Origin of the sequence: Streptococcus sp. GMD5S, assembly GCF_000298715.2 — a bacterium.
Taxonomy (GTDB): domain Bacteria; phylum Bacillota; class Bacilli; order Lactobacillales; family Streptococcaceae; genus Streptococcus.
On record NZ_AJRG02000002.1, the window covers coordinates 122,735 to 148,581 of the forward strand.

A 25,847-nucleotide genomic window follows, 5' to 3' on the forward strand; every position below is an offset into this window, starting at 1 on the left:
AAGAAATTTAGCTACGATTTGATGATGTATTCTCTCAATTAATTATATTTCTATATAAGCAGAACAGTTTTCTTCTAAAGAAAAATCGTCTTTTATCAACAAAGTTAAATCTTTTGAAGATACACTCTCACTTTTATCTATTCGAACAGCTTGATTCATTATTAAATCTTCATAAAGATTTCGAACGAAACGTCCGTTAGAAAAATTTGTGAGATTACTTTCTAACTTTTCATTAAAATAATTTAATAATATTTCTTTCAACTTGTCCTCAATCTGGTAGTCGTCTTTTCTTGCTAAAGTTTCAAGAATATCTAACAATTCCGTAGAAGAATAATTTTCAAAATTAATAAAATAATTAAAGCGAGATTTCAAACCAGGATTTGATTCAAAAAAATGATTCATTGGATCAGTATATCCTGCAACAATAACAATTAGATCATCTCTTGAATCCTCTAGAGCCTTTGTTAATTCCGTTAAACATTCTCGTCCATATGAATCCGTATTGTCATTTTCTGTAATACTATAAGCTTCATCTATGAATAAAACGCCACCTTTTGCTTTTTCGATAACATTTTTTACTTTCAAAGCGGTTTGACCTTGGTAACCAGCAATTAAATCCGTTCTAGAGACTTCAGTAAAATGCCCCTTTGAAAGAAGGCCTAACTGAAAATACATCCGACCTACAATTCTGGCCACTGTCGTCTTTCCAGTACCAGGATTCCCCATAAACGCCATATGTAAAGTTCTCTTTGGTACTTTTAGCCCAGACTCTTTTCTTTTGGACTGAACCTTTTGATATATAACTAACCTCGAAACTTCCTCTTTAACTTTTTGTAAACCAACTAATTGATTTAATTCCTTCATCAATTCATCCAGAGAAGAGTTGCTACGTTTTCCTAACTCCTGCCCTAGTATTTCATAAAGGGAAGAGTAACCTAAATAACAAGCTAAATTATCAGATAACTCTTTCAGCGTTGGACTTATCTTACTTTTTTTGTTCTCTTTTTGAAATAAATATATAGATTTATATAAATCGGCTACTTTATTTGTGTCAGAATGATCAATTATAATCTCATTCACTTTAGTGAGAAAAACCAATTCGTTACCCAGTTGTCGATCCAATTTTTTGGCACTCTCAATTAGTTTATCACGGGATATTGTCATAATCTACCTCAAAAACATAAAAAGTAAAGCAATAATTAACATTCCAATGGATACTCCGGATATGATAAAAACTGTAAGTAGTCGATTGGAAATAAGTTGAATTTGTTGTTTACTTTCTTCTAATTCTCTTCTAAGCTCCTCGAGTTCAGCAGTATGTGAAACAGGTTCTAAAGGGATTTTTGATGAGAATTGTTCTAATTTATCAATTCTTTCATCTAACGAAGATAGAATTCTTTTATGTTCCTCAATGGATTCTTTATGATTATTTTCATTTAATTTTTCTTTAAATTGCTTAAGTGCTAAGAGTGTAGAAGTCTGTTTCTCAATCGTTTTATCAATACGTGCTTGCTCTTTTAAAATTTTCTTATTGTTAAGCTCTATTGCAGCTACATTACAAATAATTGCTTGAATATGACCTTTATCAAGAGCTTCTAAAGCTTTATAAACTTGACCAAATTCTTCAATAAGTTTTTGTTGATTATCATAAAATTTTGAAATGTAATTTTGAGTTTGTTCAACTAAAGTATTAAACTCTTTACCAGTAACTCCATGCTCAACAAAATCAAGACCAAAACCAAAGAATTCTTCATGAGTCCTAACTGTATCAAAATACAAATCATCTCGACTCTGTTCAGCAAACTCTTTCAAATGCTCTTTCGCTTCATCGAAATCATGTTTGCTAATGTTTATTTCAATTGTTTCTTGTTCTTGCTCAAATACTTCTTGTTCCATATTTATCTCCCTAATCTAATAATTCTTGTAATAAATTATCAATCTCATCAAAGTCACTTTTATCGTCTCTTGTAGATTCTGCAAAAATATCTGATAGCTTTTCTTTCATTATTGAAGCAGCCATATCATGTCTTTCCTTAATAGTATTGATAACAGAATCTTTTTCTACTTGAAGCTTTATGCTCTTTACATCTAATAATTGATCTTGAATTACTAACATTTCATTATTTTGATCAATTTTCTTAGATTTTAGTTCGGAAATTTGTTTATTGACAATTTGCTGATCAATCATTTTTAATACAAAAGCACCTGTTATACCAGCGACAGTAGCCCCCATAAATGTTCCGATAATACTAGCCAATGAGCCTAGAATAGGTATTTCTACCGCAAGTGGAGGCGCAATGGCAATGAGAGATTTACCAATTATTTCTCCCAAAGCCAGTCCTCCTGTGACAACTATACCTGCAGTAATTACTTTCCCAAGTTCAAGAATAATAATATTAATATCTTTGGAACTATTTTCAGGATTATTCAAATAATCAATAGCATCTTTTAGAGATGACCAACCTTGTTTTATAAATGTCCAAATTTTTAAAAAAATTTCACCAACTGTTCCAAAAATAGATGTTACAAGCATTGTTAAGATAGATTGACCAACATTTAAAATATGCTTTGATAAATTTGAAACAAAAGAAGAAACAGCTTCTTTTAATTTCTCAAGGAATGAATTGAAATTCTTATGCTTTTCACTCAACCAAACTATAAATTTCTTGATAATTTCTTTTAAAAATTCTGATAAAAGTTGAAAAATTGCAGCCTTTAAAGCTTTTCCGGAAACTTTTAATGCTTCGTCGTGTCGTGATTTTTTACCAGATTGAATAGCTTTTTCTTTATTTTCTTGTTTTCTTTTATGAAGTTCTTCTCTAGCCTCTTGATCATCTTTCTCTAACTGTTTTCTATTAATATTAAAACGTTCTTCTGGCTTCAATCCATTCCTTTCAGAGTCCAAAAATTCTTTCATAGTTTTGTCGCCTTTAGACATATTAGCAGAAGCGTCTAAATCATGTAAATTTTTAGAACTATTAGCAAACTCTTTTACTTCCTCTTTAGAAAAAAATGTAGACATTTCAATATCATTCAATTGCTCCTTTATAGAAACTGTATGATCTTTATGAACCGCTCCTGAACCTTTGTCTCTTCCTTTGTCAAAAAACTCACGAGCATCACTTTTTAGAACTCTTTCACCTTTTTTATTAATAGTGAAGTTGTCTTGCCATTTAGTGTATCTTCCTTGATAATCAACATCTCTATTATGAGTTGCAAATTTCCCTTTTTCAAAATTTTCAGCAGTTTGGATATGAGCTTCTTTTCGTAAATCTAGGGTTTGACCTTTGTTCTCTTTAATAAACTCTTCACCAATTTGGGCAGCAAGTTGAAGTTGTACTTGCTCCCAAACTATATTTTCAATAGATTCTTGAAGATATTCATTATTTTGTAATTTCTCTCTGTCTATATCAAGTTGATCTATATGTTCAACAACATCCTTAAGGTTATTTTCTAAAGAACTTTCTAATTCAAGTAATTGTTCATAGTCAAAGTCAGTTTCAGAACTTTGTAATTCAAACGTTTTATTCTCGTTAGCCATATTAATCTCTCTACATTATTATTGTATTCATTGATTTATTATACCATTTCAAGATTTGATTTGACAAGTTTAAAAAAACTTCGTCCAATCGGACGAAGTTCCTGCTTCTATTATTATCACCAAAACCGTCCATCATTGTCATCAATTGCCTCGGCTTCCTTTCGTTTGCGTGGTCCTGTTCCGTACATTTCTGCTTCGATTTCTTCCTTAGTTGGCAGGATAGAGGCGAGGATGATGTAAATAATCACGCCAATCCCAAAATTTGATATGGTAAAAATGGCAAAGAGAAAGCGGACTAAAGTTACATCAAAATTCCACTTGTCTGATAGACCAGCTAAAACTCCCGACACCATACTATTTCGTTTCATTTTATAAAATTTGTTATTCATGATATGTTCCTCTTTCGGTATTCTTACAAGTAGTATAGCATGAAACAGGTTCACAAACATCAGTCCTTAGGCCGATTTAAGATGACGAGTTTACCACGGCAGACGCCACAGCGATAGCGTTTGGTATCAATCTTCCTCTTTCGTTGATAGGATTGCTTGCAGGATTGACACTGATAGACTAGGTAGGTACTTTGGTCTTTCAGAGGGGGGACAAAGCGCAGTCCATCCACTTCTTTCAAAAGTTCTTTAAAATCTCGGTCCTTATGTCGATATCCTTTTTTCTGAAAATAAAGGTGATAGTGACAGAGTTCATGGCGTACGATTTTTCGAAAAACCTTCAAACCAAGTTCATTATAGACCTTGGGATTAAAATCCAAATGCCCATCTTTAGGGAAAAATCGCCCGCCTGTCGTTCGCAGACGAGAATTCCACTGAGCTTGGTGCGTGAAAGGTCTACCAAAGTCTTCGAGTGAAACAGACTGAACGTACTCAGTTAGATTCATCTGGAGCAAGGAGCGACAGATTGACTTTTTCACGTTCGGTATCGATTTTCTTAACCCAAACCGTTACCAAATCTCCGACTGAAACCACTTGGCTGGGATGTTTGATAAATTTGCGACTCATGTGGGAAATATGAATCAAGCCATCCTCGTGAATCCCAATATCAACGAAGGCACCGAAATCAACGACATTACGCACCACACCTTCCAGCTTCTGGCCGACTTTTAAATCCTTGATATCCAAGACATCTTGGCGAAGCACAGGTGCATCAAAGGAGTCCCGGAAATCTCGACCTGGTTTAAGAAGGTCGGCAATGATATCTTTAAGGGTTTCTGGGCCGAGATTCAGTTCCTGTGCCATCTCCTTAACTGAAAGGGACTTAAGCTTACTTTGTGCCTCTTCATTCAAGTCTTTGATATCCAAGCGTTTGAAAAGCTCTTTGACGGCAGCATAGTTCTCTGGATGAACTCCTGTATTATCAAGGATATTGCTACTTTCAGGAATACGGAGGAAACCAGCAGCTTGCTCAAAGGCTTTGGCACCGAGACGAGGAACTTTCTTAATTTGAGAGCGTGAAGTGATTTTTCCTTCTTCTTCACGGTATTTAACGATATTTTCAGAGATAGTTTTATTGAGTCCAGCTACATGGGAGAGAAGTGCTGGGCTGGCTGTATTGACATTGACACCGACCTGGTTAACCACCGTATCAACGACAAAGTCCAGACTTTCAGACAGTTTCTTCTGACTGACATCGTGCTGGTATTGCCCGACACCGATTGACTTGGGATCAATTTTGACCAATTCGGCAAGCGGATCTTGCAAACGACGAGCGATAGAAATAGCAGAGCGTTTTTCAACAGTTAATTCTGGAAACTCCTGACGAGCAAGTTCACTGGCAGAGTAGACAGAAGCACCACTTTCATTGACGATAACATAGCTCACTTCTGGAAAATCTTTCAGAACTTCCGCCACAAAGGCTTCGCTTTCCCGGCTGGCCGTTCCATTTCCGATAGCAATAATTTCCACGCCATACTGTCCAATCAAATCTGCCAAATCTTTCTTGGCTTCTTCAATCTGACGAGCTGAAGCTGGTTTAACAGGATAAATGACTTGAGTCGTCAGCATTTTCCCTGTTGCATCTACGACAGCAAGCTTGGCACCTGTACGAAAAGCAGGGTCAAAGCCTAGAACCACGCGCCCTTTCAGTGGAGCAACCAAGAGGAGATTTCGCAAGTTGTCAGAAAAGAGTTGGATAGCCCCTTCTTCTGCCTTTTCGGTTAACTCTGTCCGAATGCGCCGCTCGATAGCCGGCAAGACCTTTTTCTTAACTGACTGTTGAACCACTTCATCAATATAGGCGTTTCTCACCTTGAAACGAGCAGCAAAGAATGATAAGATACGGTCTGTCGCATGTTCGAAGCCGACTTTTAAGACACCTAGTTTCTCCCCACGATTGAGAGCCAAGGTACGATAACCCTGCATGTTGCCAACTGTCTCTGAAAAATCATAGTAAATCTGAAAAACTTGTTTTTCATCAAGGCTTTCATCCTTGACTTGCGAAGTGATTTTAGAGTGTCTCAACACTTCTTGATAGGTCAGTGAACGCAAAGTCACATCTTCCGATAAGGCTTCGACCAAGATATCAACCGCACCAGCCAAGGCTTCTTGACCAGTCGCAAATCCTTCACAGACAAACTTCTCAGCTTCTTTCTCTAAGCCATCTACGTTTTGCAAAATCAAGCGAGCAAGAGGAAAGAGTCCAGCTTCACGGGCAATGGTTGCCTTGGTCCGACGTTTTTCCTTATAAGGAAGATAGAGTTCTTCTACGTCTGCTAATTTCTCAGCTGCCAAAATAGCTGCTTCCAATTCCTTGGTCAGCTTGCCTTGTTCTTGAATCTTAGCCAAGACAGCTTCCTTACGGTCATTGAGATTTGTCAGACTTTTATCCAAGTCGATAATAGCCTTAATCGCCACCTCATCCAGACTACCAGTCATGTCCTTGCGATAACGCGCGATGAAGGGAATTGTCGCCCCCTCAGCCGTCAAACTTAGAACAGTATCGATTTGCTTTAAGGTTACACCCAAATCTTGGGAGATTTTTTCATATTTTTTATCCATGAATCTATTATACCATAAGGAACAGTTCTTGTTTTGCCTTACCTGTTTTTGCATCTTTGATTATCAAAATAATCCCTTTTCCACAAAATAATAGTATAATAGAGGTAGAATGTAGAAAAGAGGTAGGCCCATGGCTGTTAAATTTACAAAAACGGATGACTTGGACAAGATGTTTGAAGAATTCGCCAAACTTCCTGACTTAACACAGGTCACTTTTCCAGATGACAAAGATAAAAAAGAAAAAGTTGAGAAGAAAAAATAGATGACGATTTTCCAATCTCTTCCTCCTAGTGTATTACAAGCGGGAGCTATTTTTCTCTCCATCATGATTGAAGCCCTTCCTTTTGTCTTGATTGGGAGTCTCATTTCGGGATTGATTGAGGTCTATATCACACCTGATAAAGTTTATGAGTTTCTCCCTCGCAATCGTTGGGGGAGGATCTTTTTTGGTACCTTCATTGGCTTTCTCTTTCCTTCTTGCGAATGTGGTATCGTTCCGATTATCAATCGTTTTCTGGAAAAGAAAGTGCCCAGCTACACAGCGGTTCCTTTTCTGGTGACTGCTCCCATCATCAATCCTATCGTTCTTTTCGCCACATATTCTGCCTTTGGCAATTCAATAAAACTTGCCTTCTTGCGAGCTCTGGGAGCTATTGTGATTGCTTTGATTCTGGGGATTTTCCTAGGATTTTTCTGGAAGGAACCCATTCAAAAAGAGAATCCTATCGCTTGCCATGAACATGACTTTTCACACTTGGGTCCCGCTAGAAAAGTGTTTCAGATCTTTATACAAGCTATTGATGAGTTTTTCGATATGGGGCGTTACTTGGTCTTTGGCTGTCTCTTTGCGGCTATCGTGCAGGTCTATGTCCCGACTCGGATCTTGACCTCTATCAGTGCTAGTCCAGTCCTTGCGATTCTCTTGCTCATGTTTCTAGCCTTTCTCCTCTCTCTTTGTAGCGAGGCGGACGCCTTTATCGGCGCTTCTCTCCTCTCGAGCTTCGGCCTAGCGCCAGTCCTTGCCTTTCTGGTCATTGGCCCCATGCTTGATATCAAAAATCTCCTCATGATGAAACACTATCTCAAAGCGCGCTTCATCTTGCAATTCATGGGCATCGTGACAGTGTTTGTCTTGCTTTATTCTTACATGATAGGAGTGATGCTATGATCCGATTTTTCATTTTACTGGGTTATTTTGCTCTAACTCTGTATCTGCAGCTATCTGGCAAGCTCAGTCACTACATCAACCTCCACTATTCCTATCTAGTCTATATCTCCATGATCCTTTCTCTTCTGTTGGCTCTGGTCCAATTCTATATCTGGATCAAGAAAATCAACTCTCACAGCCATTTGGAAAGTCGTCGAGCTAGACAAATCAGCGTCCTTTTACTGTCTCTACCTCTCTTGATTGGGGTTGCCTTTCCGACCGTAAGTTTGGACTCGAGAACTGTATCTGCCAAAGGTTATCATTTCCCACTTGCTGAGGGAATCAACACAGCCATTCAGGCAAGCGAAGGAACATCCAGTCAATACCTCAAACCCGATACCAGCACCTATTTTTCCAAATCTGCTTATGAAAAGGAAATGAGGTCTACAGCTGATAAATACCTCTCCCAGTCAACCATTCAGGTTACAGATGAAAACTATATGGAGGTCATGGAAGTTCTCTATGACTATCCTCAGGAGTTTGAAGGAAAGAAAATCGAGTTTACAGGCTTTGTTTATAACGATCCTAGCCATCCAGATAGCCAATTCCTCTTTCGCTTTGGGATTATCCACTGTATCGCAGACTCTGGTGTATATGGACTCCTGACCAAGGGAAACTCACGCCAGTATCCTGACAATACCTGGATTACCGCTAGAGGAACCCTGACCCTCCACTACCATAAAGAACTCAAACAAAAACTCCCAACACTGGAAGTTGAGAGTTTCACAAAAGTAGACAAACCAGAAAATCCTTATGTTTATCGCGTATTTCAATAAAAAGAGACAATATCAGAATTTCTGTATTACAGAATTCCAATATTGTCTCTTCATTTTTTTCTTATACTCATTTCAATCTAACAAACTAGCTTACTTTTTGTTCTTTTCTCTGACAGAATGTTCAGAAACCCATTTAGAATAGCTTATCATTTTTTTCAATTTGCTTTTCTGTTAAATAGACTGTCATCTTTCCAACAAAGCTTTGAAAACATCGTCGTATTCATCAAAAATTGTATCCAATTTCAAGTTAAAGGCATCATCAGATACATAAGAGACCTGATGATCCAATTCTTCAGGAGTAAAGATAATTTCACCACTTGGAATATTGAATTCGCCTGTAATCATATTAGTCTCTTTTCTTTGATTTTTAAAGTTATGAATATCACTATTTTAACAGATTTTCAATCAAGCTTCAATTATGTTTCTCTCTATAAAAATTTCTTTCAAAAATAAAAAAGCAAACCCATAATATGGTTCACTTTTTTAACTCTTCTACTCTCCATCCTTCCAGTTCCGAGCAATCTCTTCGTCTTTCTGGAGTTGGTCTACGAGTTCTTCTATGGAGTCAAATTTGACCATATCGCGAACACGGTCCAGCCAGTAGACCATGACTGTCTCACCGTAAATATCGTCTGAAAAGTCGAAAATATTGACTTCAAAACGTGGTTCTTCTCCATCGAAAGTAACATTTTTCCCAACACTTGCCATGCCACGATATCTCTGACGTTGCACTTCGATATCGACTACGTAAACACCGTCCGCTGGCATGTAAGTTCGGTCTCTTAGGACCAGATTGGCTGTTGGATAACCAATAGTCCGCCCACGAGCATTTCCATGAACGACCATTCCACGAGATGGGAGCGGAGTGCCGAGCAGATGCTTGACTTCCTTTACATCTCCATCAAGAATTGCCTGACGAATCCGTGTAGAACTAATCTTGCCCTTTTCATCCTCAACTGGAGGAACAATGATGATCTCTCCATCAAAATAGTCCTTCAGGTCATCCGCAGTTTTCTTATCTGAGCCAAAGGTATAGTCAAATCCTGCTACAATAATCGCTGGTTTTAAAGCTCGAACATAGGTATCAAAGAATTCTTGACCCGTTAGACTAGCAAATTTGCTACTAAAGTCAAGTAGGAAAAGAGCCTCTACTCCGTGCCACTTCATCTTGTGCTCTCGTTCCTCATGATTGACGATGTGAAGCATGAGTTCAGGTTGGTAAGGTTGTAAGGCAAGTTTTGGCGATTCTGTAAAGGTCATCACGACAACTGGCAGATAATCCTTCATCGAAGCCTTACTGGCTACTTCAAAGAGTTTCTGATGCCCCTTGTGGATGCCATCAAAATAACCTAGTACAAGGACTGTATTACCTGGTACTGCAATATCTTTTTCGTTCTTAATAGGTACTGTTGTAATCATGAAACTATTATATCATAGAGAAAGTCTTTTCGCTAAGAGGAAATCCCAAATGTCGTTTTTTGCGCCTGAACTGACCTTAAGAGAAAATGTAGCACTTTAGTTTTAAAAATAGCACCTCCTAAGAGATGCTATCATTTAGTAACTAGTCTACTGTTTCTTCTAAATCTTTTAACTTAACCGAAACAATCTTAGACACACCTGATTCTTGCATGGTAACTCCATAGATAGAATCCGCTGCCGCCATCGTTCCCTTACGGTGGGTCACGACGATAAACTGACTATCCTTATCAAAGCGGTTGAGGTAATCCCCAAAACGTTTAACATTGGCTTCGTCCAGCGCCGCTTCTACCTCGTCCAAGATGACGAAAGGAATGGTCTTAACTCGGATGATTGAGAAGAGCAGAGCCAGAGCTGATAGGGCTTTTTCCCCACCACTCATAAGGTTGAGAGATTGGATTTTCTTACCTGGTGGTTGAACAGAAATCTCCACACCAGCTGTTAAAAGATCACCCTCAGTCAATATCAAGTCTGCCTGACCACCGCCAAACATCTGTTTAAAGGTCACTTTAAAGGACTCACGAATAGCCTCAAAGGTTGATTTAAAGCGTTCCTTAACCTCATCATTCATCTCTGTGATGGTCTCAAGAAGCAAGTTTTTCGCAGACAAAATATCATCTCGTTGGCTATTTAGGAAATCCAAACGATTGTGGACTTCTTCGTACTGTTCAATAGCATCCAAATTGACTGGACCGAGTGAGCGAATAGCCTTCTCAAGATCCTTAACCTCTTGCTCTGCCAGATTGAGGTCTTCCAACTCATGCGCTTTTTCTAGAGCCTCAGTGTAGCTGATCTGGTACTGGTCAGTTAATTGAGCTTGTAGATAGCGCAAGCGTTCGCTGACCTTTTCTTTCTTGGCTTCAGCACGTGTTTGTTTGCGAATCCACTCTTCGTTCTGCTGGCGAGCCTGATCCAAATGGCTGGCAATATCATCCAGTTGACCCTCGATATCATCCAATTCAAACTGCTTGCGAATCAGACCTTGTTGAAGATTGGCTTTCTGAGTTTTGGCCTCTTCCACCTGCTGACTTAGCAAATCCGTATCCACTTTCTCAAGATTATCAACCTTTTCTTGGAGAAGGCGCTGAATTTCCTCTTGTTCGAGATCCAGATTATCCAATTCCTTACTTAGTCGTTCAATATCAGTCACTTCATACCGCTTTTGTCCTTGCAGTTCTGACTTAAGCAAGCGTGCTTGCGCTACTTGTTCCTGCAAGTTTTGATAACGTTCTTGAATAGCGTTTTTGTTAGACTTAATCTCTTCAATCTCAGCTTCCAGATTTTGCTTTTCACTGGCGATAGTTGCAAGGCGCTCTTGGCATTTTTCCTTGTCCGCTTGCCAATCTCCTTCAGATAGGCGATTTAATTCCTCTTCTTGAAGTTTCCAAAGCGTTTCCAGTTCTTCGACCTGCTGATTGGTTTGTTGATAAGCGAGGTACAAACCTTGCTCCTGAATACGAGCTTGCTCACCCTGAGATTTGATGGCTTCTAATCTTTCTGCCAATACCGCCATCTCATCTTGCAAGGTCTTCAAACTCGCTTCTTCTGACCGCAAGTCAGCTTCTTCTTCAGCAATTTCTTTTTGTAATTGTTCCAGCTCTGGCTTGATGAAAATACTGTTGTTTTGACGATTGGCACCACCCGCGTAGGAACCACCTGTACGCAATTCGGTACCATCAAGCGTCACCATACGAACCTGGTAACGAACTTGACGAGCTGCCGTACGGGCATGTTCTACGGTATCAAAGATAGCCGTTGTGGCTAGCAAGTTTTTGAAAATGGCTTCTAGTCTCTTATCAAACGACACCAACTCATCTGCCATTCCCAGAAATCCTGGACTTGCTGCGATAGCATCTTGATTCTGACTAGAAATCGTACGAGCTTTGATAGTCGTCAATGGAAGAAAGGTCGCACGACCAGCTCTATTGCGCTTGAGGAAATCAATCGCCTTTGTTGCCGCGTTTTCATCTTCTACGATGATATGCTGACTGCTAGCTCCAAGCGCAATCTCTAGGGCAGTTTGATAATGCACATCAAAGGTCAAATGTTCACTGACTGCACCAATGATCCCACCAAGACGGGCTTTTTCTTGAAGAACACTCTTAACACCCGCATAAAAATTACTATGATTTTTTAGGATGTTTTCCAAACTCTGGGCTCTAGCCTGCTTGTTTTTGAGACTGTCTAGACGATCAAAGAGTTGGCTCTGCTGGGCTTGGTAAGAAACTTTCTGCTCCTCTTGTTCCTTGGCACTAGCTTGGTAGTCAGCCAATAATTTCTGAACCTGCTCCTTGGCAGTTTCAAGCTCAGCCTGCTGTTGACTGGCCTTTTCTCTAGCTGTAGCCAGTTGTTCTTTCAGTTTCTCAAGTTGATCAGCTTGTTTTTGAGACTGCTGACGGCTGTTTTCCAACTCATTCTCGATGCGGGTCAGTTGGTTTGAGACATCCGCTTCTTCTTGTAAAAGCGCAACAAAACGTTCACGCAGGAGCTCGATCATTTGGTCAGGATCATCTGAAAATGCCAACAACTCCGCTTCTAAACGATTGAGTTCCTTGTTGTTTTCAGCTAGACTTTCCTCTAACTGTTCCAAGTTCGCTTCTTTTTCAGATTTTTCTTTACTCAGAGCCTTTCTCTTATCTTCCAAAGTCGCCAAACGGGTTTGTGCTTCTTGTTGATTGAGGGCTACCTGCTCAGATTCCAGTTTAGACAAGGCTAGTTTTCGCTCTAAGTCACTGATCAAACTAGTCAAATCCATTAAGCTCCCTTGGTCTTTAGCCATTTGAGCTTGGAGATCTTGGCGTTTCTTTTTAAGAGTTTGATTTTCCTCTTCTAACTCTTCACGTTTTTGGTAATAACTGGTCAAGAGTTCCTGAACCTGCGTTAGCTCGTCTTCTGTTAGCTCTAGTTCAGACTTGTTTTCCTTGATTTGAGCAATCAGTACATCCAAGTAAATCGCCTTGCGTTGACCATCCAAGTCGAGAAACTTGCGCGCATTCTCGGCTTGTTTTGCAAGGGGCTTGATTTGATTGTCCAATTCATAGATAATATCCTCTAAGCGGTCGAGATTGTCTTGAGTTTGTTGCAGTTTGCTTTCTGTTTCTTTTCGACGAGTCTTGTATTTTAAAACTCCAGCAGCTTCTTCAAAAATAGCACGGCGTTCTTCGGGTTTGGAGTTAAAAATTTCCTCAACCTTCCCTTGGGAAATGATGGAGAAGGAATCCCGACCCAAACCGGTATCCAAGAAGAGGTCATGAATATCACGCAAGCGAACTTTCTTGCCATCAATTCGATACTCGCTATCTCCACTACGGTAGATATGGCGTTCTACCTTAATGACTTGCCCTGCATCCTTAATAAAACCATCTTCATTGTCCAAGGTCACGACAACAGAGGCATAATTGAGTGGTTTGCGACTTTCAGTTCCAGCAAAGATAACGTCCGGCATCTTGCCACCACGAAGACTCTTGACACTAGACTCACCCAAGGCCCATCGCAAACTTTCTGTGATATTTGACTTCCCAGAACCATTGGGTCCAACGACAGCTGTCACGCCTTGGTCAAATACGACCTTGGTCTTGTCAGCAAAGGACTTGAATCCCTGAATCTCAATCTCCTTTAAATACATGAATCCAGCCCTTTCTCAACTGCATTTTTAGCGGCCTCTTGCTCAGCCAATTTTTTAGAACGACCTTGACCTTTTCCGATACTCTTGCCCTCAACCAGAACTTCTACATCAAAAACCTTGTCATGGGCAGGCCCCGTCTCAGAGGTCACCTGGTAGCGAATATCCACATCTCCATTGACCTGGAGCAACTCTTGCAGGTGTGTCTTGTAATCCTTAATCATTTCAAAGTCACCTGCTTCAACCTTGGGAATCATGACCTGATAGATGAACTCTTTTACTCTAGCAACATCCTTGTCCAAAAGCAATGCTCCCAAAAAAGCTTCAAAGGCATCTCCAAGAATGGTGTCACGATTGCGCCCACCAGACTTTTCTTCTCCTTTTCCTAGCTTGATAAACTGATCAAACTGGCAATCACGCGCAAAACCAGCCAAACTCTCCTCACGGACAATCATAGCACGGAGTTTAGACAAATCTCCCTCTGGTTTCTTAGGATATTTTTTATACAGATATTCTGAAATCAATAATTGCAGAACAGCGTCTCCTAAAAATTCCAAGCGCTCATTGTGTGAAATTTTTAAGAGGCGGTGCTCATTGGCATAACTCGTATGAGTAAAGGCCGTTTCCAGTAAGTTTTTGTCTGCAAATTCGATTGCAAAACGCTTCTTTAGTACAGTTTGTAATTCTTTCATACCAACCTCTTTCTAACTGATAACAGTCCTTCTTATTATATCAAAAAAAGCCCCCTTAGTCACTTTAAAACGGGACTAGAGGGGAATTGAGCATTTTTTAGAAGACAATTTCAATTTTAGGGATAAACTTGGGGCGAGATAAAGAAAAAAGCCTTATTTAAGGCTTTCATAGGCTTTTTACATCCACCCTGAGGGAATCGAACCCCCATCTCAAGAACCGGAATCTTACGTGATATCCATTACACTAAGGGTGGAAACTTGTCTTATTATAACAGAAATTTGCTCTAATAACAAGTTTTTTATGGGTAGACTAAGCGTCCATTAGTGGGAAGCATCCCCGTTCCAGATAGAGTTTTTCACGATAACATAATCAACGTGTTTGAGGTCAGCAACCTTTCGTCCACCTGCATAAGAGATAGCACTTTGCAAGTCCTGCTCCATCTCAGTAAGGGTGTCTTGCAAATGCCCTTTAGCAGGCAGTAAGATACGTTTTCCTTCCACATTTTTATAAGCACCCTTTTGGTATTGAGAAGCTGAACCATAGTATTCTTTGAATTGTTCGCCATCGACTTCAATCGTCTTTCCTGGGCTTTCGATATGTCCTGCAAAAAGGGAACCAATCATGACCATGCTGGCACCGAAACGAATAGACTTGGCAATATCACCATGAGTACGAATGCCACCATCAGCGATGATCGGTTTACGCGCAGCCTTAGCACACCAGCGAAGGGCAGCCAACTGCCAGCCACCTGTACCAAAACCAGTCTTGACCTTGGTGATACAAACCTTACCAGGACCGATTCCAACCTTAGTAGCATCCGCACCGGCATTTTCCAATTCACGAACAGCTTCTGGTGTCCCAACGTTACCAGCAATGACAAAAGTATCTGGTAATTCTTTCTTGATGTGTTGAATCATTGAAATCACACTATCTGCATGACCATGAGCAATATCAATCGTGATATATTCCGGAGCATCAGCCTTGAGTTGGCTAACAAAGTCATACTCGTAGTCCTTGACACCGACAGAAATGGAAGCAATGAGCCCTTGGTTGTGCATGCGCTTGATAAAAGGAATGCGCCCAGCCTCGTCAAAACGATGCATAATGTAGAAGTAACCACCTTTAGCAAGCTGCTCTGCTACGTTCTCATCCAAAATCGTCTGCATATTTGCAGGTACAACGGGTAGTTTGAAAGTGTGATTTCCAAGTGTGACACTCGTGTCTGCTTCTGCACGGCTTTTAATGACACATTTATTTGGGATCAACTGAATATCTTCGTAATCAAAAATTGGAAATTCATTTAACATATCGATGTCTCGTTTCTTTTGTAATGACCTACCTATGCTTGCGCATCCCTACGCCTTTTCCGACGTTTCCTTAACTTATTATAAGCCAAAGTACAGTTTTTGTCAAATATTTTTAATAATCAAATTATATAGTTCGGTTTTTGTTTCGGAAATAGAAAGAGAAAAAAGAGAGATTAGATTCTCTCCTCTTCTCCAATCTTAATAATACTCACCCTGGCGGTAGTCCCATGAGTTAAAGGTATCTGACAAATGCATCATGATTTTATCAATGTCAAGCCCTTTGCGGATAACGACTGGTGCTGGTGAGATTGAACGGTCTCCTCCTTGTTCTGGGATGAGCTTACCATCTTTATCAACCATAGATACCATCACACCTTGCTCGTAGCGAGTTTCAATCGTTTTGTCAGGTTGGATAGATGCCACATAGTCGTCTGCTTCAATGACAAGATCCACTGCTCCTTCGATCCGTTCCCCGATACCTTCCACCTTACCACGGTTTCCTTTTCCAGATGGGTTAGCTGATGAGGCGTAGACCATTTTACCTTCTTCCCAAAGTTTGGCAGCCAGTTGTTCACCAGCTTTACCAAACTTGATGACAAAACAGCTAGTACCACGCACGTCAGTCATAAGTTCTTCACGGCCATCACCGTATGCTTTGAGTTTCTCAAAGGCTTCTGGTTTCCAAGGAAGGATACAACCTAGGAGAATATCTTCGTCCCAATGTTTTTGGTAGAAGGCTTCAATTTCTGGGTTGAGTTGTGCTAAAGCGCGAAGCTCGTCCATGCTACCGCAGAGAACAACACCTGGTTTGTTACGGTTACGCTCTTTGGCTTCAAATTTGCGTTCAAGACCTGCCTTATCGCTAGTCATGATAATGTAACCAACTTTAGTAGGACAAACGATACATCCGCCCTCACCTTTTAAAATGTTATAGCCTTCTTGTGAAAGTGTTCCGTTCCATTGAATGTGTTTTGTCATAGTTCTATTTCCTTTTCTATTTTTACTAATCCTGCCAGTAGGCTGGTCGTCGTTTTTCATAGGCAGCAATCAAGTCCTCATACTGCAAGGTAATTCCGATATCATCCAAACCATTTAAAAGCTTGTGTTTCCATTCTCTATCAATTTCGAAAGTGAATTCTCCGACTGGTGAGATGATTTTTTGTTGTTCCAAGTCCACAGTTACCTGATCGGTCGGTTTAAGTTGGGCTAGTTTTTCTCTAACCTCCCTAGGCTGAACAATGGGCAACATGCCATTATTGAGTTCATTATTGTAATGAATGTCCCCGAAAGAGCCTGCAATCACGACCTTAAAACCATAGTCGGCTAGAGCCCAAGCTGCGTGTTCCCTCGAAGAACCTGCCCCAAAGTTATCCCCTGAGATGAGGATACTGGCTTTTCGGTATTCAGGTCGGTTAAAGACAAAGTCTGGATCCTCAGTGTAGTTATCGTCCAGATAACGCCAAGCATACATGAGGTACTTACCAAAGCCTTTTTTATCAATTAACTTGAGAAACTGCTTAGGAAGTATTTGGTCGGTGTCAATGTTATCATTCATGAGAGGAACGGTCGTTCCCGTATAAACTGTAAATTTCTCCATATCCTCTCCTTACTGGGCCTCTGGCATTTGCCGAACATCTACGAAGCGCCCTGCTATAGCTGCCGCCGCTGCCATGGCTGGACTGCAGAGATGGGTTTTAGCACCAAATCCTTGTCTGTCTTCAAAGTTGCGGTTACTGGTTGAGGCACAGTGGACACCATCAGGGACCTTGTCAGGATTCATCCCTAGGCACATAGAGCAACCTGGGTCTCGCCACTCAAAGCCAGCATCTAAGAAGACCTTATCCAAGCCCAACTTCTCAGCAGCTCGTTTGACAGGACGAGAACCTGGTACTACGATTGCTGTTAGATTGGGAGCAATCTTCTTCCCTTTGACAAATCGCGCAGCCAGCTGTAAGTCACTGAGCCGAGCATTGGTACAAGAGCCAATAAAGATATAGCCTAGTTCAATATCCGCTGGCTTTTGACCAGGCTCCAAGTCCATGTAATGATAAGCGCGCTCATCATTCATATCCTTAATTTCTGGGAATCTACTGTCAAAATCAACCCCCATAGCAGGATTTGTTCCCCAGGTCACCATAGGAGCCAAGTCTGAGACATCCATCCGGATAACCTTATCATAGACAGCATCGTCATCGCTAACTAGGTTTTTCCAGTCGGCAACCGCCTCCTCAAAGTCCTCTGGAACACATTCCCGTCCCTTGAGATAGTCATAGGTGGTCTGATCTGGATTCATAATTCCCATCTTGGAGCCAAACTCGATGGACATATTGCAGATGGTCATTCTCTCTTCCATGGTCAGTGCATCAATGGCTTGTCCACGATATTCAACCACATAGCCAACACCACAGGCAACGCCGTACTTGGCAATTAAGGCGAGAATGTAATCCTTAGAATAAACTCCTTTTTGAGGAACACCAGTGAATTCTACCAGCATTTTCTTGGGTTTGACCTGCCAGAGGGTCTGGGTAGCAAAGACATGCTCGACCTCACTGGTCCCAATCCCAAAAGCGATAGCTCCGAAAGCTCCGTGAGTAGCTGTGTGGCTGTCTCCACAGACGATGAATTTTCCTGGTTGCGTCCGTCCTGTTTCTGGACCAACCATGTGAACAATTCCCTGCTTTTCAGAACCGTGGGCCGCATGTTCAATCCCAAACTCCTCAACATTTTCAGCAAGCTTATCAATTTGAGCCTTGGAAATGACATCTCGAATATCGTAGATATTGACCGTCGGTACATTGTGGTCAAAGGTCCCAAATGTCAAGTCTGGTCGTCTCAATCTGCGGCCTGCATCTCGTAATCCTTGAAAAGCTTGGGGACTGGTCACTTCATGAATATAGTGCTGGTCCACATACATGAGTTGGGGCTGCCCTTCTTCTCCTGTGATGACATGACGGTCCCATAATTTATCAAAAATTGATTTTCCTGCCATCCATTACCTCCAAATAAAATATAAGGCTACTAGTGTGGTCACCATCCCGAGAAACCAAACCGTTTTAAAATACCATTTTCTAGTCTTGTGATGAAAGGTGATTCCTGCCAACCAGGCACCAAAACCACCACAAGTAAAGGCTAAAATAAGTAAGATTTTCTCAGGGATGCGCCAAGCCCCTCTCCTTGCCTTTGCTTTGTCAATGCCATAAATCAAGAAAATCAGCAGATTCCAAATCAAAAGGGCAAGTGTGATTCCTTCATTTATCTTCATAATCTTTCAATGATGGCTTCTGTCATCTCCTTGGTCGAAGCCTGTCCTCCAATATCTCTAGTTAAAACACCAGCCGCTAAACTAGCTTCAATAGCACGCTCGATACGCTCTGCATCCTCATAACGTCCAAAACTGTCTCTCAACATCATGGCAACTGACAAAATCATGGAAATAGGATTGGCAATTCCTTGACCTGCAATATCAGGTGCCGAACCATGAATAGGTTCATAAAGACTTGGCCCCTTTTCAGAATGACTGGCTGATGGCATAACTCCAAGCGTACCTGATAGAACGCTTGATTCATCAGATAAGATATCTCCGAAAAGATTCTCTGTCACGATGACATCGAACTTAGCAGGATTGGTAATCATGAGCATGGCAGCCGAGTCCACCAACTGGTGTTCCAAGGCCACATCTGGGAAATCTTGCGCGACTTCCTCAGCTACTCTGCGCCAGAGTTTCGACGTTGCTAACACATTTTGCTTATCGATACTAGTAACGATTTTTCTGCGACTTCTTGCGATTTCAAATGTCTTGCGAATGATCCGCTCTACTTCCTCATAGCTGTAGTCGTTGATATCACGCGCTTTGCGCTCTTCAAGGATATGATCCCCAAAGTAAATCCCACCTGTCAACTCACGCACCACGACAAAGTCTACACCAGCAATTCGTTCCGGTTTGAGAGGTGATAAATGCTTGAGACTGTCAAAAATCTTAACAGGGCGAATATTGGCATAGAGATTGAGTTCCTTACGAAGAGCCAGCAAGCCTTGTTCAGGCCGAACCGATGCTCCATCATACTGAGGACTACCGATAGCCGCAAGGAGAATAGCATCTGCTTCTCTACATGCCTTGAGGGTTTCATCAGGTAAGGGATGCCCCGCAGCATCAATACCCGCACCTCCAAAGGGGCGTCTGTCTATCTCATAGTCAAAGCCTGTTTTTGAAGCTAGAGCTTCCAGAACCGTTAAACCAGCTTCCATAATTTCTGGACCGATTCCATCCCCTGCTAGTGCTACTATTTTCTTTGTCATAGCCTTCTCCTTTACACACTAGGCATGTCTCGGTAGGAAACGCTACGCCCCATCTCACCTGCATTCTCTTTTTGAACAAAGGTATTGGCATTGATATAAGCAATAGCCGAAGCCTTCAATACATCGAAATCGAGACCTGCTGCGTTAAAGATGGTTTCTGTATCTCTGTTTTCAACAGTTACCAAGACACGAGCTTGGGCATCGATTCCATCTGTTACCGCATCGATGGTATAGGACACCAAGCGGACAGATTGGTTAAAGAACTTATCGATAGCGTTAAAGATCGCTTCAACGGAACCTTGTCCTGTCGCATTAAATTCGACTTTTTCACCATCCATATTAGCCAGACTAACAAGCGCTTCAATGTCATTATCTGCATGGGTTTGAAGTTGCAAATCATCAAAGTGGAAGCCTTCTGGGTTTTCAACCATGGTTCCAGCCACCAGAGCTCGAATATCTGCATCTGTGATTTCTTGTTTCTTGTCCGCTAGTGCCTTGAACTTAACGAAGAGTGGTTTGATATCCTCTTCTGTAAAATCTAGGGCCAATTCTCTTAGTTTTTCTACAAAAGCGTGGCGACCTGACAATTTTCCAAGCGGAAGACTATTACTCTTAACGCCGACCAATTCAGGTGTGATGATCTCATAAGTGAGAGGATTTTTAAGGACTCCATCTTGGTGAATGCCCGATTCATGAGAGAAGGCATTGCCACCAACCACAGCCTTGTTTTTAGGAACTGGAATACCAGAAAAGCGAGAAACCATTTCAGACGTATTCATTGTTTCATCCAAAACAATATCACTAGTGGCTTGGAAGAAATCCTCACGAATCTTCAAAGCAACAGCTACTTCTTCAAGAGCAACATTACCTGCGCGTTCACCGATACCATTAATGGTTCCCTGGACACGTCCAGCACCGTGTTTAATTGCTGTCAAAGTATTTGCAGTTGCCATACCGAGATCATCGTGACAGTGGACACCAAAGACAACTTTATGATCTGATTTAATATTTTCAGTCAAGTAATCAAAGATACGTGCAAACTCTTCTGGAGTCGTAAAGCCAACTGTGTCAGGGATATTGATATAAGATGCACCTGCATCGACCGCTGTTTGAACGACTTGTAAGAGGAAATCCAACTCTGTTCTAGTCGCATCTTCAGGAGAGAATTCGACGATTTCAAACTTAGAACGTGCATAAGAAACATGTTCCTTGATAGCTTCTAAAATCTCTTCCTTGCTCTTATTGAGCTTATACTTGCGGTGAATCGGACTGGTAGCGATAAAGACATGAATTTGAGGATACTTGGCATCCTTAAGAGCCTCATAACAAGCATCAATATCAGATTTTACAGAACGAGCTAATCCTGTCACTGCTGTTTTTTTCATGGCTCTAGCAATTTCTTGAACGGCTATAAATGAATCTGGACTAGCAGCCGGAAAACCAGCTTCAATTACAGAAATTCCCCATTTCTCCAGCTGCCTTGCAATGGAAACTTTTTCCTTTATTGAGAAGTTAACACCAGGTGTTTGTTCCCCATCACGAAGGCTTGTATCAAAAAATTCAACTTTACGCATAAGATTTCCCCTTTTCCAAATGTGGTTTTAAAAAAACATCTCGCTTAGAAGCCCAAGCGAGATGTTGATTTACTCCCGCTTGGTAAGCCAAACAGGACTAATGCTTTTGCACTAGCCCGAGTACCTCAACAACAAAGCAAATTGATTAAACTTAGCTGTTTTCATGTTTGACTTTCTCCTTCGTTTGATATCTTGTTTAGTATTTTAGCATAGCGAAAAACACTTGTCAAGAAAAAATCCATTATTTTCTGAAAATTTCTTCAGTAAAGAATATTTTGCTAATTGAAAGTATTTGAAAACTCAAGCGAATTTCCCTATTTTTTCACAGTCAATTTCCAACTTCTTTCGATGAGTTCTAACACTTCTTCATCTTGCAAACTATCATCAAGCGCCAGACTAAGCCAGTAGCGTTTGTTCATATGGAATGCTGGATAAATGCCTTTTTTTGAAAGCAAGTCAGCTACTTGGTCGTGTTTGAGGTTGACTGCTTCGACTAGTCCTTCTCTGCCCTTTTCCAGCTTATTCCATGGAATTCTCATCACAACAGCATACCACTTTTGATTGCCTTCATGGCGCAATACAGCAGTATCAGGAGACTTTTCCCACAGATACTCCAACTGATTGCCATACTTTTCCAGAACTTGAGCCACGATACGCTTAGTCTGAGGATAGATAAAATCCTGCACATCAAAACAAGCCTTCCGAATCTGGTAAAGAATCTCCAAACAAGCCTCACGGACACTTGCAACAAAACTCCCACGCATGCTTTCCATATGAACTTGAGGATAGAGATCTCCCGTTTCCTGGTCAAAAACCTGAAAGCTCACATTATCAGGAGTGATGGAGAGTGTCATGAAAAATTCACCCTGCAAAATCTGGCAACTATAAGTCCAGAATTCCTCATTTTCTACAAAACCATAGGCATGGGCTTTTTCTTTATTAAACTGATAGGAGTTAAAAATTTCAAACATAAGTGAAAACTGCTACCAAAAGCTAGCAGTTCCTTTCTATTTTTTAAAAGACAACCTTGGTTCCATGCAATTGTGTCACACCAAGTTGGTCGATAAAGGTTTGACGGTTGTCCAAGTCAATTCCTCCACCTGGTAAGATTTCAATTTTACCTTTTGCATGTTCCAAAATTCTGTGATAGTGAGCAAAACGTTTGTCTAGCGAGTCCTCAGAAACTCCAGCACGAGTTAAGATACGAGTGACTCCGGCTTGGCTGAGCCAGTCAATGGCTTCCAACTGGTCTTCATCACTTAATTCATCAAAGGCCATGTGAAAGACAATTTCCATTCCTTTAGATGCGGTAATCAGCTTCTCAAGATTAGGCTTATCCAACTTCTTATCAGCAGTTAATGCCCCAAATACAACCCCTTGACTTCCAGCCTGAGTAGTCAAACGAATGTCTTCTAGCATGATCGCTATTTCAAGATCAGTATAGACAAAGTCGCCACCACGGGGACGAATCATGGTCATGATGGTGGTGTCGTAGTTAGCTGCCAGTTCAACCGCCGCCTTGGTCACTCCATAGCTAGGTGTTGTTCCACCCACTGCTAGATTGTCACAAAGTTCGATTCGACGAGCTCCAGCCTGCATCGCTTTTTCAAGCAAGGTCACATTTTCAGCACAAAATTCGTAAATCATTTGATTCTCCTTGATGTTTTCTTTAAATTTATTATATCATATTATTTTAAATATGCTTTCATTTTTATCAAGGCAAATAACTACTATTTTTATCTATTCTTTGTCAGGAATGACTTTAAAGAGATAGTAGGTAATAAAGATAGTCAGGGCTCCCAGACCGATTTTGACTGGTAAAAGAGGGGCAAAATAAATAGAAATCCCCATCAAGATATAGATAGATACGATAATTTTTTTCTTTCGTTCACGCGCGATTGACTTGGTTTCCCGAAAGTCCGCTACATAAGTCTGATAAAGCTTTGTATGATAAAGCCAGTCTTCAAATCTCTTTGAAGACTTGGAAAAGCAAGCAATTGATAGCAAAAGGAAGGGTGTTGTTGGCAAGAGGGGCAAGACAACCCCAACAAGAGCCAAGGCTAAAGAAATAAAACCAATACTTAGGTAAATAATACGCATGTCTTCTCCTAATTGAAATAATCTTCTACTAGTTTCCCACAAAGTGAGGAAATTTGTCAAGCTTCAAGTAAAAAGAGCCTGAAATTTATTTTCAGGACTCTGCATTTTATTTAATTTTCTCTTCTTCGTAGTCGCCATTACTACATACAACCTGCTTACCACCACCACGGACTTTTTTCTCCACTAGGAAGTGTCCGCATTTTGGACAGTCACGGCCAATTGGTTTGTCCCAGGAAGTAAACTCACATTCTGGATAGCGATTGCAACCATAGAAGATACGATTGCGCTTGGTTTTGCGTTCGATGATTTGTCCTTGATGACAGCTTGGACACTCGACTCCAATCTCTTTGACAATTGCTTGTGTGTGACGGCAGTCTGGGAAGTTGCTGCAAGCATAGAATTTACCAAAACGTCCTAGCTTAATCACCATCGGACTGCCACAAACCTCACAGTCAAATCCAGCTGGCTCATCCTTGATCTGGATTTTTTCCATTTCAGCTTCTGCCTTGGCTACTTCTTTAGAGAATGGTTTGTAAAAGGCGTCAATGACCCGTTGCCACTGCTCTTTTCCAACCTCGACATCATCCAGTTTTCCTTCCATCTCAGCTGTGAAGGTCACATTTACGATATCTGGGAAATATTCAACAATGAGTTTATTGACAATTTCTCCCAGTTCTGTCGGTTCAAAACGTTTAGCAGCCAGACGAACGTAGTAACGTTTTTGGATAGTTTCAATGGTCGGAGCATAGGTTGACGGACGTCCAACCCCATTTTCTTCCAAGGTCTTGATAAGAGTTGCTTCCGAATAGCGAGCTGGCGGTTGGGTGAAATGTTGTTCTGGCTTGCTATTGACCTGTTTGACCACATCTCCAACAGCCATATCTGGCAACATTTTGTTCTTGTCAGAGTCATTATAAATAGCAAGATACCCATCAAACTTAACTTGGCTTCCATTCGCCGCAAACTGAACCCCATTTTGAGAGAGCTTAACAGCCATGGTATCAAAGATAGCAGCTGTCATCTGGCTAGCCACAAAACGGTTCCAGATAAGGGTATAGAGCTTAAGCTGGTCTTTGTCCAAGTACTTAGCGATGCTTTCAGGTGTGTTAAAGACACTAGATGGACGAATGGCTTCGTGAGCATCCTGAGCACCTGAGGCATTCTTGACCTTGCTACCATGCTTGGAATACTTGCTACCAAAACGCTCGTTAATATAGCTTGCCGCTTCATTCTGAGCCACAGGACTGATACGAGTCGAGTCTGTACGCATATAGGTAATCAAACCTTGCACGCCCGATCCGATATTGATCCCTTCATAGAGCTGTTGAGCCACCATCATGGTCTTTCGAGTACGGAAATTGATTTTGTTAGCCGCATCCATCTGCATGGTTGAAGTCGTATAAGGTAGGGGCGCATTGCGTTTGCGTTCTTTCTTATCTACCTGGTCTACTGTGAAATCTTTACTAGTCAAATGGGACAAGACTTCTTTGACCTCTTCATTGGTGGTCAATTTCATCTTTTTGCCATTCATACCATAGAAAGAAGCCTGAAATTGCTTGGTTCCCTTCTTAAAGACACCATCAATTGTCCAGTATTCTTCCGGTTGGAAGGCATTGATTTCATTTTCACGGTCAATGATGAGCTTAAGGGCAACTGACTGCACGCGTCCTGCTGATAAGCCCTTCTTGACCTTTTTCCACAAAATTGGCGAAATCGAATAGCCTACTAAGCGGTCCAAGACACGACGAGCTTGTTGGGCATCGACCAAGTCCATATCAATCTTGCGAGGTTCTTTAAAAGCATTTTTTACTGCGTCTTTGGTGATTTCATTAAAGACCACACGATTGGCATCATTCTCATCCAAATCAAGGATATGAGCCAAATGCCAGGAAATTGCTTCTCCTTCACGGTCCGGGTCACTCGCCAGAAAGACTTTATTGGCCTTTTTAGCTTCTTTTTTCAAGTCATTAATGAGAGGGCCTTTTCCACGGATATTGATATACTGTGGTTCATAATTGTTTTCAATATCAACAGACATACTGGATTTTTTCAAATCTCGGATATGTCCAACACTGGCTAGAACCTTGTAATTTCGTCCTAGATATTTCTCAATCGTTTTCGCCTTAGCAGGCGACTCCACGATGACTAGATTTTTTTTAACTGTTGATTTTTTCTTCTTTGTTGCCGTAGCCACACTATCACACCTTTTCAAAGTAATAAACTTTATAAAGTGTAAACCATTTTTCT

The 25,847-nt window shown here is 40.9% G+C and carries 24 protein-coding genes and 1 tRNA gene; 3 read left to right on the forward strand and 22 right to left on the reverse strand.

Going from position 1 to position 25,847, the window contains the following annotated elements; translation table 11 throughout:
- Window positions 1-42: 42 nt before the first annotated feature.
- The 6 genes from GMD5S_RS0202085 to GMD5S_RS0202110 form a co-directional block, all read right to left on the reverse strand.
- Window positions 43-1,164, reverse strand: coding sequence for an AAA family ATPase (locus GMD5S_RS0202085; RefSeq protein ID WP_000156038.1), 1,122 nt, complete (start codon window positions 1,162-1,164; stop codon window positions 43-45).
- Between the two features lie 3 nt (window positions 1,165-1,167).
- Entirely contained in the window at window positions 1,168-1,896 is a 729-nt protein-coding gene (locus GMD5S_RS0202090) for a hypothetical protein (protein ID WP_000434511.1), read from the reverse strand.
- A 10-nt stretch (window positions 1,897-1,906) separates the two neighbouring features.
- Entirely contained in the window at window positions 1,907-3,541 is a 1,635-nt protein-coding gene (locus GMD5S_RS0202095; protein WP_001262759.1) for a hypothetical protein, read from the reverse strand.
- Between the two features lie 116 nt (window positions 3,542-3,657).
- The gene (locus GMD5S_RS0202100; protein ID WP_001060204.1) at window positions 3,658-3,930 is read right to left on the reverse strand and encodes a PspC domain-containing protein; all 273 of its coding nucleotides are present in this window, start codon (window positions 3,928-3,930) and stop codon (window positions 3,658-3,660) included.
- 59 nt (window positions 3,931-3,989) lie between these two features.
- On the reverse strand, window positions 3,990-4,433 hold the full coding sequence (locus tag GMD5S_RS0202105) for a SprT family protein (RefSeq protein WP_001054542.1): 444 nt from the start codon (window positions 4,431-4,433) through the stop codon (window positions 3,990-3,992).
- Window positions 4,420-6,549: a Tex family protein gene (locus GMD5S_RS0202110; RefSeq protein WP_000359111.1), complete on the reverse strand. Its 2,130-nt coding sequence runs from the start codon at window positions 6,547-6,549 to the stop codon at window positions 4,420-4,422. The genes GMD5S_RS0202105 and GMD5S_RS0202110 overlap by 14 nt, the downstream gene beginning before the upstream one ends.
- A 130-nt stretch (window positions 6,550-6,679) precedes the next feature.
- Between GMD5S_RS0202110 and GMD5S_RS10840 the strand changes: the two genes are divergently transcribed.
- Genes GMD5S_RS10840 through GMD5S_RS0202125 form a run of 3 tightly spaced genes read left to right on the forward strand, consistent with a single transcriptional unit; the run spans window position 6,680 to window position 8,532 of the window.
- Entirely contained in the window at window positions 6,680-6,811 is a 132-nt protein-coding gene (locus GMD5S_RS10840; protein WP_000268696.1) for an SPJ_0845 family protein, read from the forward strand.
- Complete coding sequence (locus tag GMD5S_RS0202120; protein WP_000151877.1) at window positions 6,812-7,717, forward strand: permease; 906 nt, start codon at window positions 6,812-6,814, stop codon at window positions 7,715-7,717. It begins immediately after the preceding gene.
- Complete coding sequence (locus GMD5S_RS0202125) at window positions 7,714-8,532, forward strand: TIGR03943 family putative permease subunit (protein ID WP_000617742.1); 819 nt, start codon at window positions 7,714-7,716, stop codon at window positions 8,530-8,532. The genes GMD5S_RS0202120 and GMD5S_RS0202125 overlap by 4 nt, the downstream gene beginning before the upstream one ends.
- A gap of 183 nt (window positions 8,533-8,715) precedes the next feature.
- On the opposite strand, the gene GMD5S_RS0202130 is transcribed toward GMD5S_RS0202125, so the two are convergent.
- The 16 genes from GMD5S_RS0202130 to topA all read right to left on the reverse strand — a co-directional run bounded on the left by GMD5S_RS0202130 (window position 8,716) and on the right by topA (window position 25,794).
- On the reverse strand, window positions 8,716-8,877 hold the full coding sequence (locus GMD5S_RS0202130) for a hypothetical protein (RefSeq protein WP_000627735.1): 162 nt from the start codon (window positions 8,875-8,877) through the stop codon (window positions 8,716-8,718).
- A 147-nt stretch (window positions 8,878-9,024) separates the two neighbouring features.
- On the reverse strand, window positions 9,025-9,951 hold the full coding sequence (locus GMD5S_RS0202135; RefSeq protein ID WP_000633651.1) for a bifunctional riboflavin kinase/FAD synthetase: 927 nt from the start codon (window positions 9,949-9,951) through the stop codon (window positions 9,025-9,027).
- Window positions 9,952-10,093: 142 nt separating this feature from the next.
- Window positions 10,094-13,633 (reverse strand): chromosome segregation protein SMC, encoded by a 3,540-nt coding sequence (gene smc, locus GMD5S_RS0202140; protein ID WP_000280904.1) that lies wholly within the window; start codon window positions 13,631-13,633, stop codon window positions 10,094-10,096.
- Window positions 13,624-14,322, reverse strand: a complete 699-nt coding sequence (gene rnc / locus GMD5S_RS0202145; RefSeq protein WP_000661472.1) for a ribonuclease III — start codon at window positions 14,320-14,322, stop codon at window positions 13,624-13,626. Before rnc ends, smc begins: the two co-directional genes overlap by 10 nt.
- 182 nt (window positions 14,323-14,504) lie before the next feature.
- Window positions 14,505-14,576, reverse strand: a tRNA-Arg gene (locus GMD5S_RS0202150).
- 67 nt (window positions 14,577-14,643) lie between these two features.
- Window positions 14,644-15,630 carry a GMP reductase gene (locus GMD5S_RS0202155; RefSeq protein ID WP_000931181.1) on the reverse strand — a complete coding sequence of 329 codons (987 nt, stop codon included), beginning with the start codon at window positions 15,628-15,630 and terminating at the stop codon, window positions 14,644-14,646.
- A gap of 198 nt (window positions 15,631-15,828) precedes the next feature.
- Window positions 15,829-16,608 carry an L-threonylcarbamoyladenylate synthase gene (locus tag GMD5S_RS0202160; protein WP_000160520.1) on the reverse strand — a complete coding sequence of 260 codons (780 nt, stop codon included), beginning with the start codon at window positions 16,606-16,608 and terminating at the stop codon, window positions 15,829-15,831.
- Between the two features lie 25 nt (window positions 16,609-16,633).
- On the reverse strand, window positions 16,634-17,227 hold the full coding sequence (gene leuD, locus GMD5S_RS10160) for a 3-isopropylmalate dehydratase small subunit (protein WP_000410639.1): 594 nt from the start codon (window positions 17,225-17,227) through the stop codon (window positions 16,634-16,636).
- A 9-nt stretch (window positions 17,228-17,236) separates the two neighbouring features.
- The gene (leuC, locus tag GMD5S_RS0202170; RefSeq protein ID WP_000907574.1) at window positions 17,237-18,619 is read right to left on the reverse strand and encodes a 3-isopropylmalate dehydratase large subunit; all 1,383 of its coding nucleotides are present in this window, start codon (window positions 18,617-18,619) and stop codon (window positions 17,237-17,239) included.
- A 3-nt stretch (window positions 18,620-18,622) separates the two neighbouring features.
- Window positions 18,623-18,892: a DUF1294 domain-containing protein gene (locus GMD5S_RS0202175; RefSeq protein WP_000700085.1), complete on the reverse strand. Its 270-nt coding sequence runs from the start codon at window positions 18,890-18,892 to the stop codon at window positions 18,623-18,625.
- Window positions 18,889-19,926, reverse strand: coding sequence for a 3-isopropylmalate dehydrogenase (gene leuB / locus GMD5S_RS0202180; RefSeq protein ID WP_000162529.1), 1,038 nt, complete (start codon window positions 19,924-19,926; stop codon window positions 18,889-18,891). Before leuB ends, GMD5S_RS0202175 begins: the two co-directional genes overlap by 4 nt.
- An 11-nt stretch (window positions 19,927-19,937) precedes the next feature.
- Entirely contained in the window at window positions 19,938-21,500 is a 1,563-nt protein-coding gene (locus tag GMD5S_RS0202185; protein WP_001233214.1) for a 2-isopropylmalate synthase, read from the reverse strand.
- 314 nt (window positions 21,501-21,814) lie between these two features.
- Window positions 21,815-22,471 carry an MmcQ/YjbR family DNA-binding protein gene (locus GMD5S_RS0202190; RefSeq protein WP_000461618.1) on the reverse strand — a complete coding sequence of 219 codons (657 nt, stop codon included), beginning with the start codon at window positions 22,469-22,471 and terminating at the stop codon, window positions 21,815-21,817.
- A gap of 43 nt (window positions 22,472-22,514) precedes the next feature.
- Complete coding sequence (locus GMD5S_RS0202195; RefSeq protein ID WP_000638807.1) at window positions 22,515-23,147, reverse strand: copper homeostasis protein CutC; 633 nt, start codon at window positions 23,145-23,147, stop codon at window positions 22,515-22,517.
- Between the two features lie 93 nt (window positions 23,148-23,240).
- Complete coding sequence (locus tag GMD5S_RS0202200; RefSeq protein ID WP_001220359.1) at window positions 23,241-23,600, reverse strand: YbaN family protein; 360 nt, start codon at window positions 23,598-23,600, stop codon at window positions 23,241-23,243.
- Window positions 23,601-23,706: 106 nt separating this feature from the next.
- Complete coding sequence (topA, locus tag GMD5S_RS0202205) at window positions 23,707-25,794, reverse strand: type I DNA topoisomerase (RefSeq protein WP_000179628.1); 2,088 nt, start codon at window positions 25,792-25,794, stop codon at window positions 23,707-23,709.
- Between the last annotated feature and the right edge of the window lie 53 nt (window positions 25,795-25,847).

Coding starts and splice junctions, on each gene's coding strand:
- leuD (WP_000410639.1), bottom strand. CDS start 17,227: ATGGAGAAATTTACAGTTTATACGGGAACGACCGTTCCTCTCATGAAT.
- GMD5S_RS0202100 (WP_001060204.1), bottom strand. CDS start 3,930: ATGAATAACAAATTTTATAAAATGAAACGAAATAGTATGGTGTCGGGA.
- GMD5S_RS10840 (WP_000268696.1), top strand. CDS start 6,680: ATGGCTGTTAAATTTACAAAAACGGATGACTTGGACAAGATGTTTGAA.
- smc (WP_000280904.1), bottom strand. CDS start 13,633: ATGTATTTAAAGGAGATTGAGATTCAGGGATTCAAGTCCTTTGCTGAC.
- GMD5S_RS0202195 (WP_000638807.1), bottom strand. CDS start 23,147: ATGATTTACGAATTTTGTGCTGAAAATGTGACCTTGCTTGAAAAAGCG.
- leuC (WP_000907574.1), bottom strand. CDS start 18,619: ATGGCAGGAAAATCAATTTTTGATAAATTATGGGACCGTCATGTCATC.
- leuB (WP_000162529.1), bottom strand. CDS start 19,926: ATGACAAAGAAAATAGTAGCACTAGCAGGGGATGGAATCGGTCCAGAA.
- GMD5S_RS0202160 (WP_000160520.1), bottom strand. CDS start 16,608: ATGACAAAACACATTCAATGGAACGGAACACTTTCACAAGAAGGCTAT.
- GMD5S_RS0202135 (WP_000633651.1), bottom strand. CDS start 9,951: ATGATTACAACAGTACCTATTAAGAACGAAAAAGATATTGCAGTACCA.
- GMD5S_RS0202105 (WP_001054542.1), bottom strand. CDS start 4,433: ATGAATCTAACTGAGTACGTTCAGTCTGTTTCACTCGAAGACTTTGGT.
- GMD5S_RS0202190 (WP_000461618.1), bottom strand. CDS start 22,471: ATGTTTGAAATTTTTAACTCCTATCAGTTTAATAAAGAAAAAGCCCAT.
- GMD5S_RS0202130 (WP_000627735.1), bottom strand. CDS start 8,877: ATGATTACAGGCGAATTCAATATTCCAAGTGGTGAAATTATCTTTACT.
- GMD5S_RS0202125 (WP_000617742.1), top strand. CDS start 7,714: ATGATCCGATTTTTCATTTTACTGGGTTATTTTGCTCTAACTCTGTAT.
- GMD5S_RS0202095 (WP_001262759.1), bottom strand. CDS start 3,541: ATGGCTAACGAGAATAAAACGTTTGAATTACAAAGTTCTGAAACTGAC.
- GMD5S_RS0202200 (WP_001220359.1), bottom strand. CDS start 23,600: ATGCGTATTATTTACCTAAGTATTGGTTTTATTTCTTTAGCCTTGGCT.
- GMD5S_RS0202085 (WP_000156038.1), bottom strand. CDS start 1,164: ATGACAATATCCCGTGATAAACTAATTGAGAGTGCCAAAAAATTGGAT.
- GMD5S_RS0202120 (WP_000151877.1), top strand. CDS start 6,812: ATGACGATTTTCCAATCTCTTCCTCCTAGTGTATTACAAGCGGGAGCT.
- GMD5S_RS0202155 (WP_000931181.1), bottom strand. CDS start 15,630: ATGTTAAATGAATTTCCAATTTTTGATTACGAAGATATTCAGTTGATC.
- GMD5S_RS0202090 (WP_000434511.1), bottom strand. CDS start 1,896: ATGGAACAAGAAGTATTTGAGCAAGAACAAGAAACAATTGAAATAAAC.
- GMD5S_RS0202185 (WP_001233214.1), bottom strand. CDS start 21,500: ATGCGTAAAGTTGAATTTTTTGATACAAGCCTTCGTGATGGGGAACAA.
- GMD5S_RS0202175 (WP_000700085.1), bottom strand. CDS start 18,892: ATGAAGATAAATGAAGGAATCACACTTGCCCTTTTGATTTGGAATCTG.
- GMD5S_RS0202110 (WP_000359111.1), bottom strand. CDS start 6,549: ATGGATAAAAAATATGAAAAAATCTCCCAAGATTTGGGTGTAACCTTA.
- rnc (WP_000661472.1), bottom strand. CDS start 14,322: ATGAAAGAATTACAAACTGTACTAAAGAAGCGTTTTGCAATCGAATTT.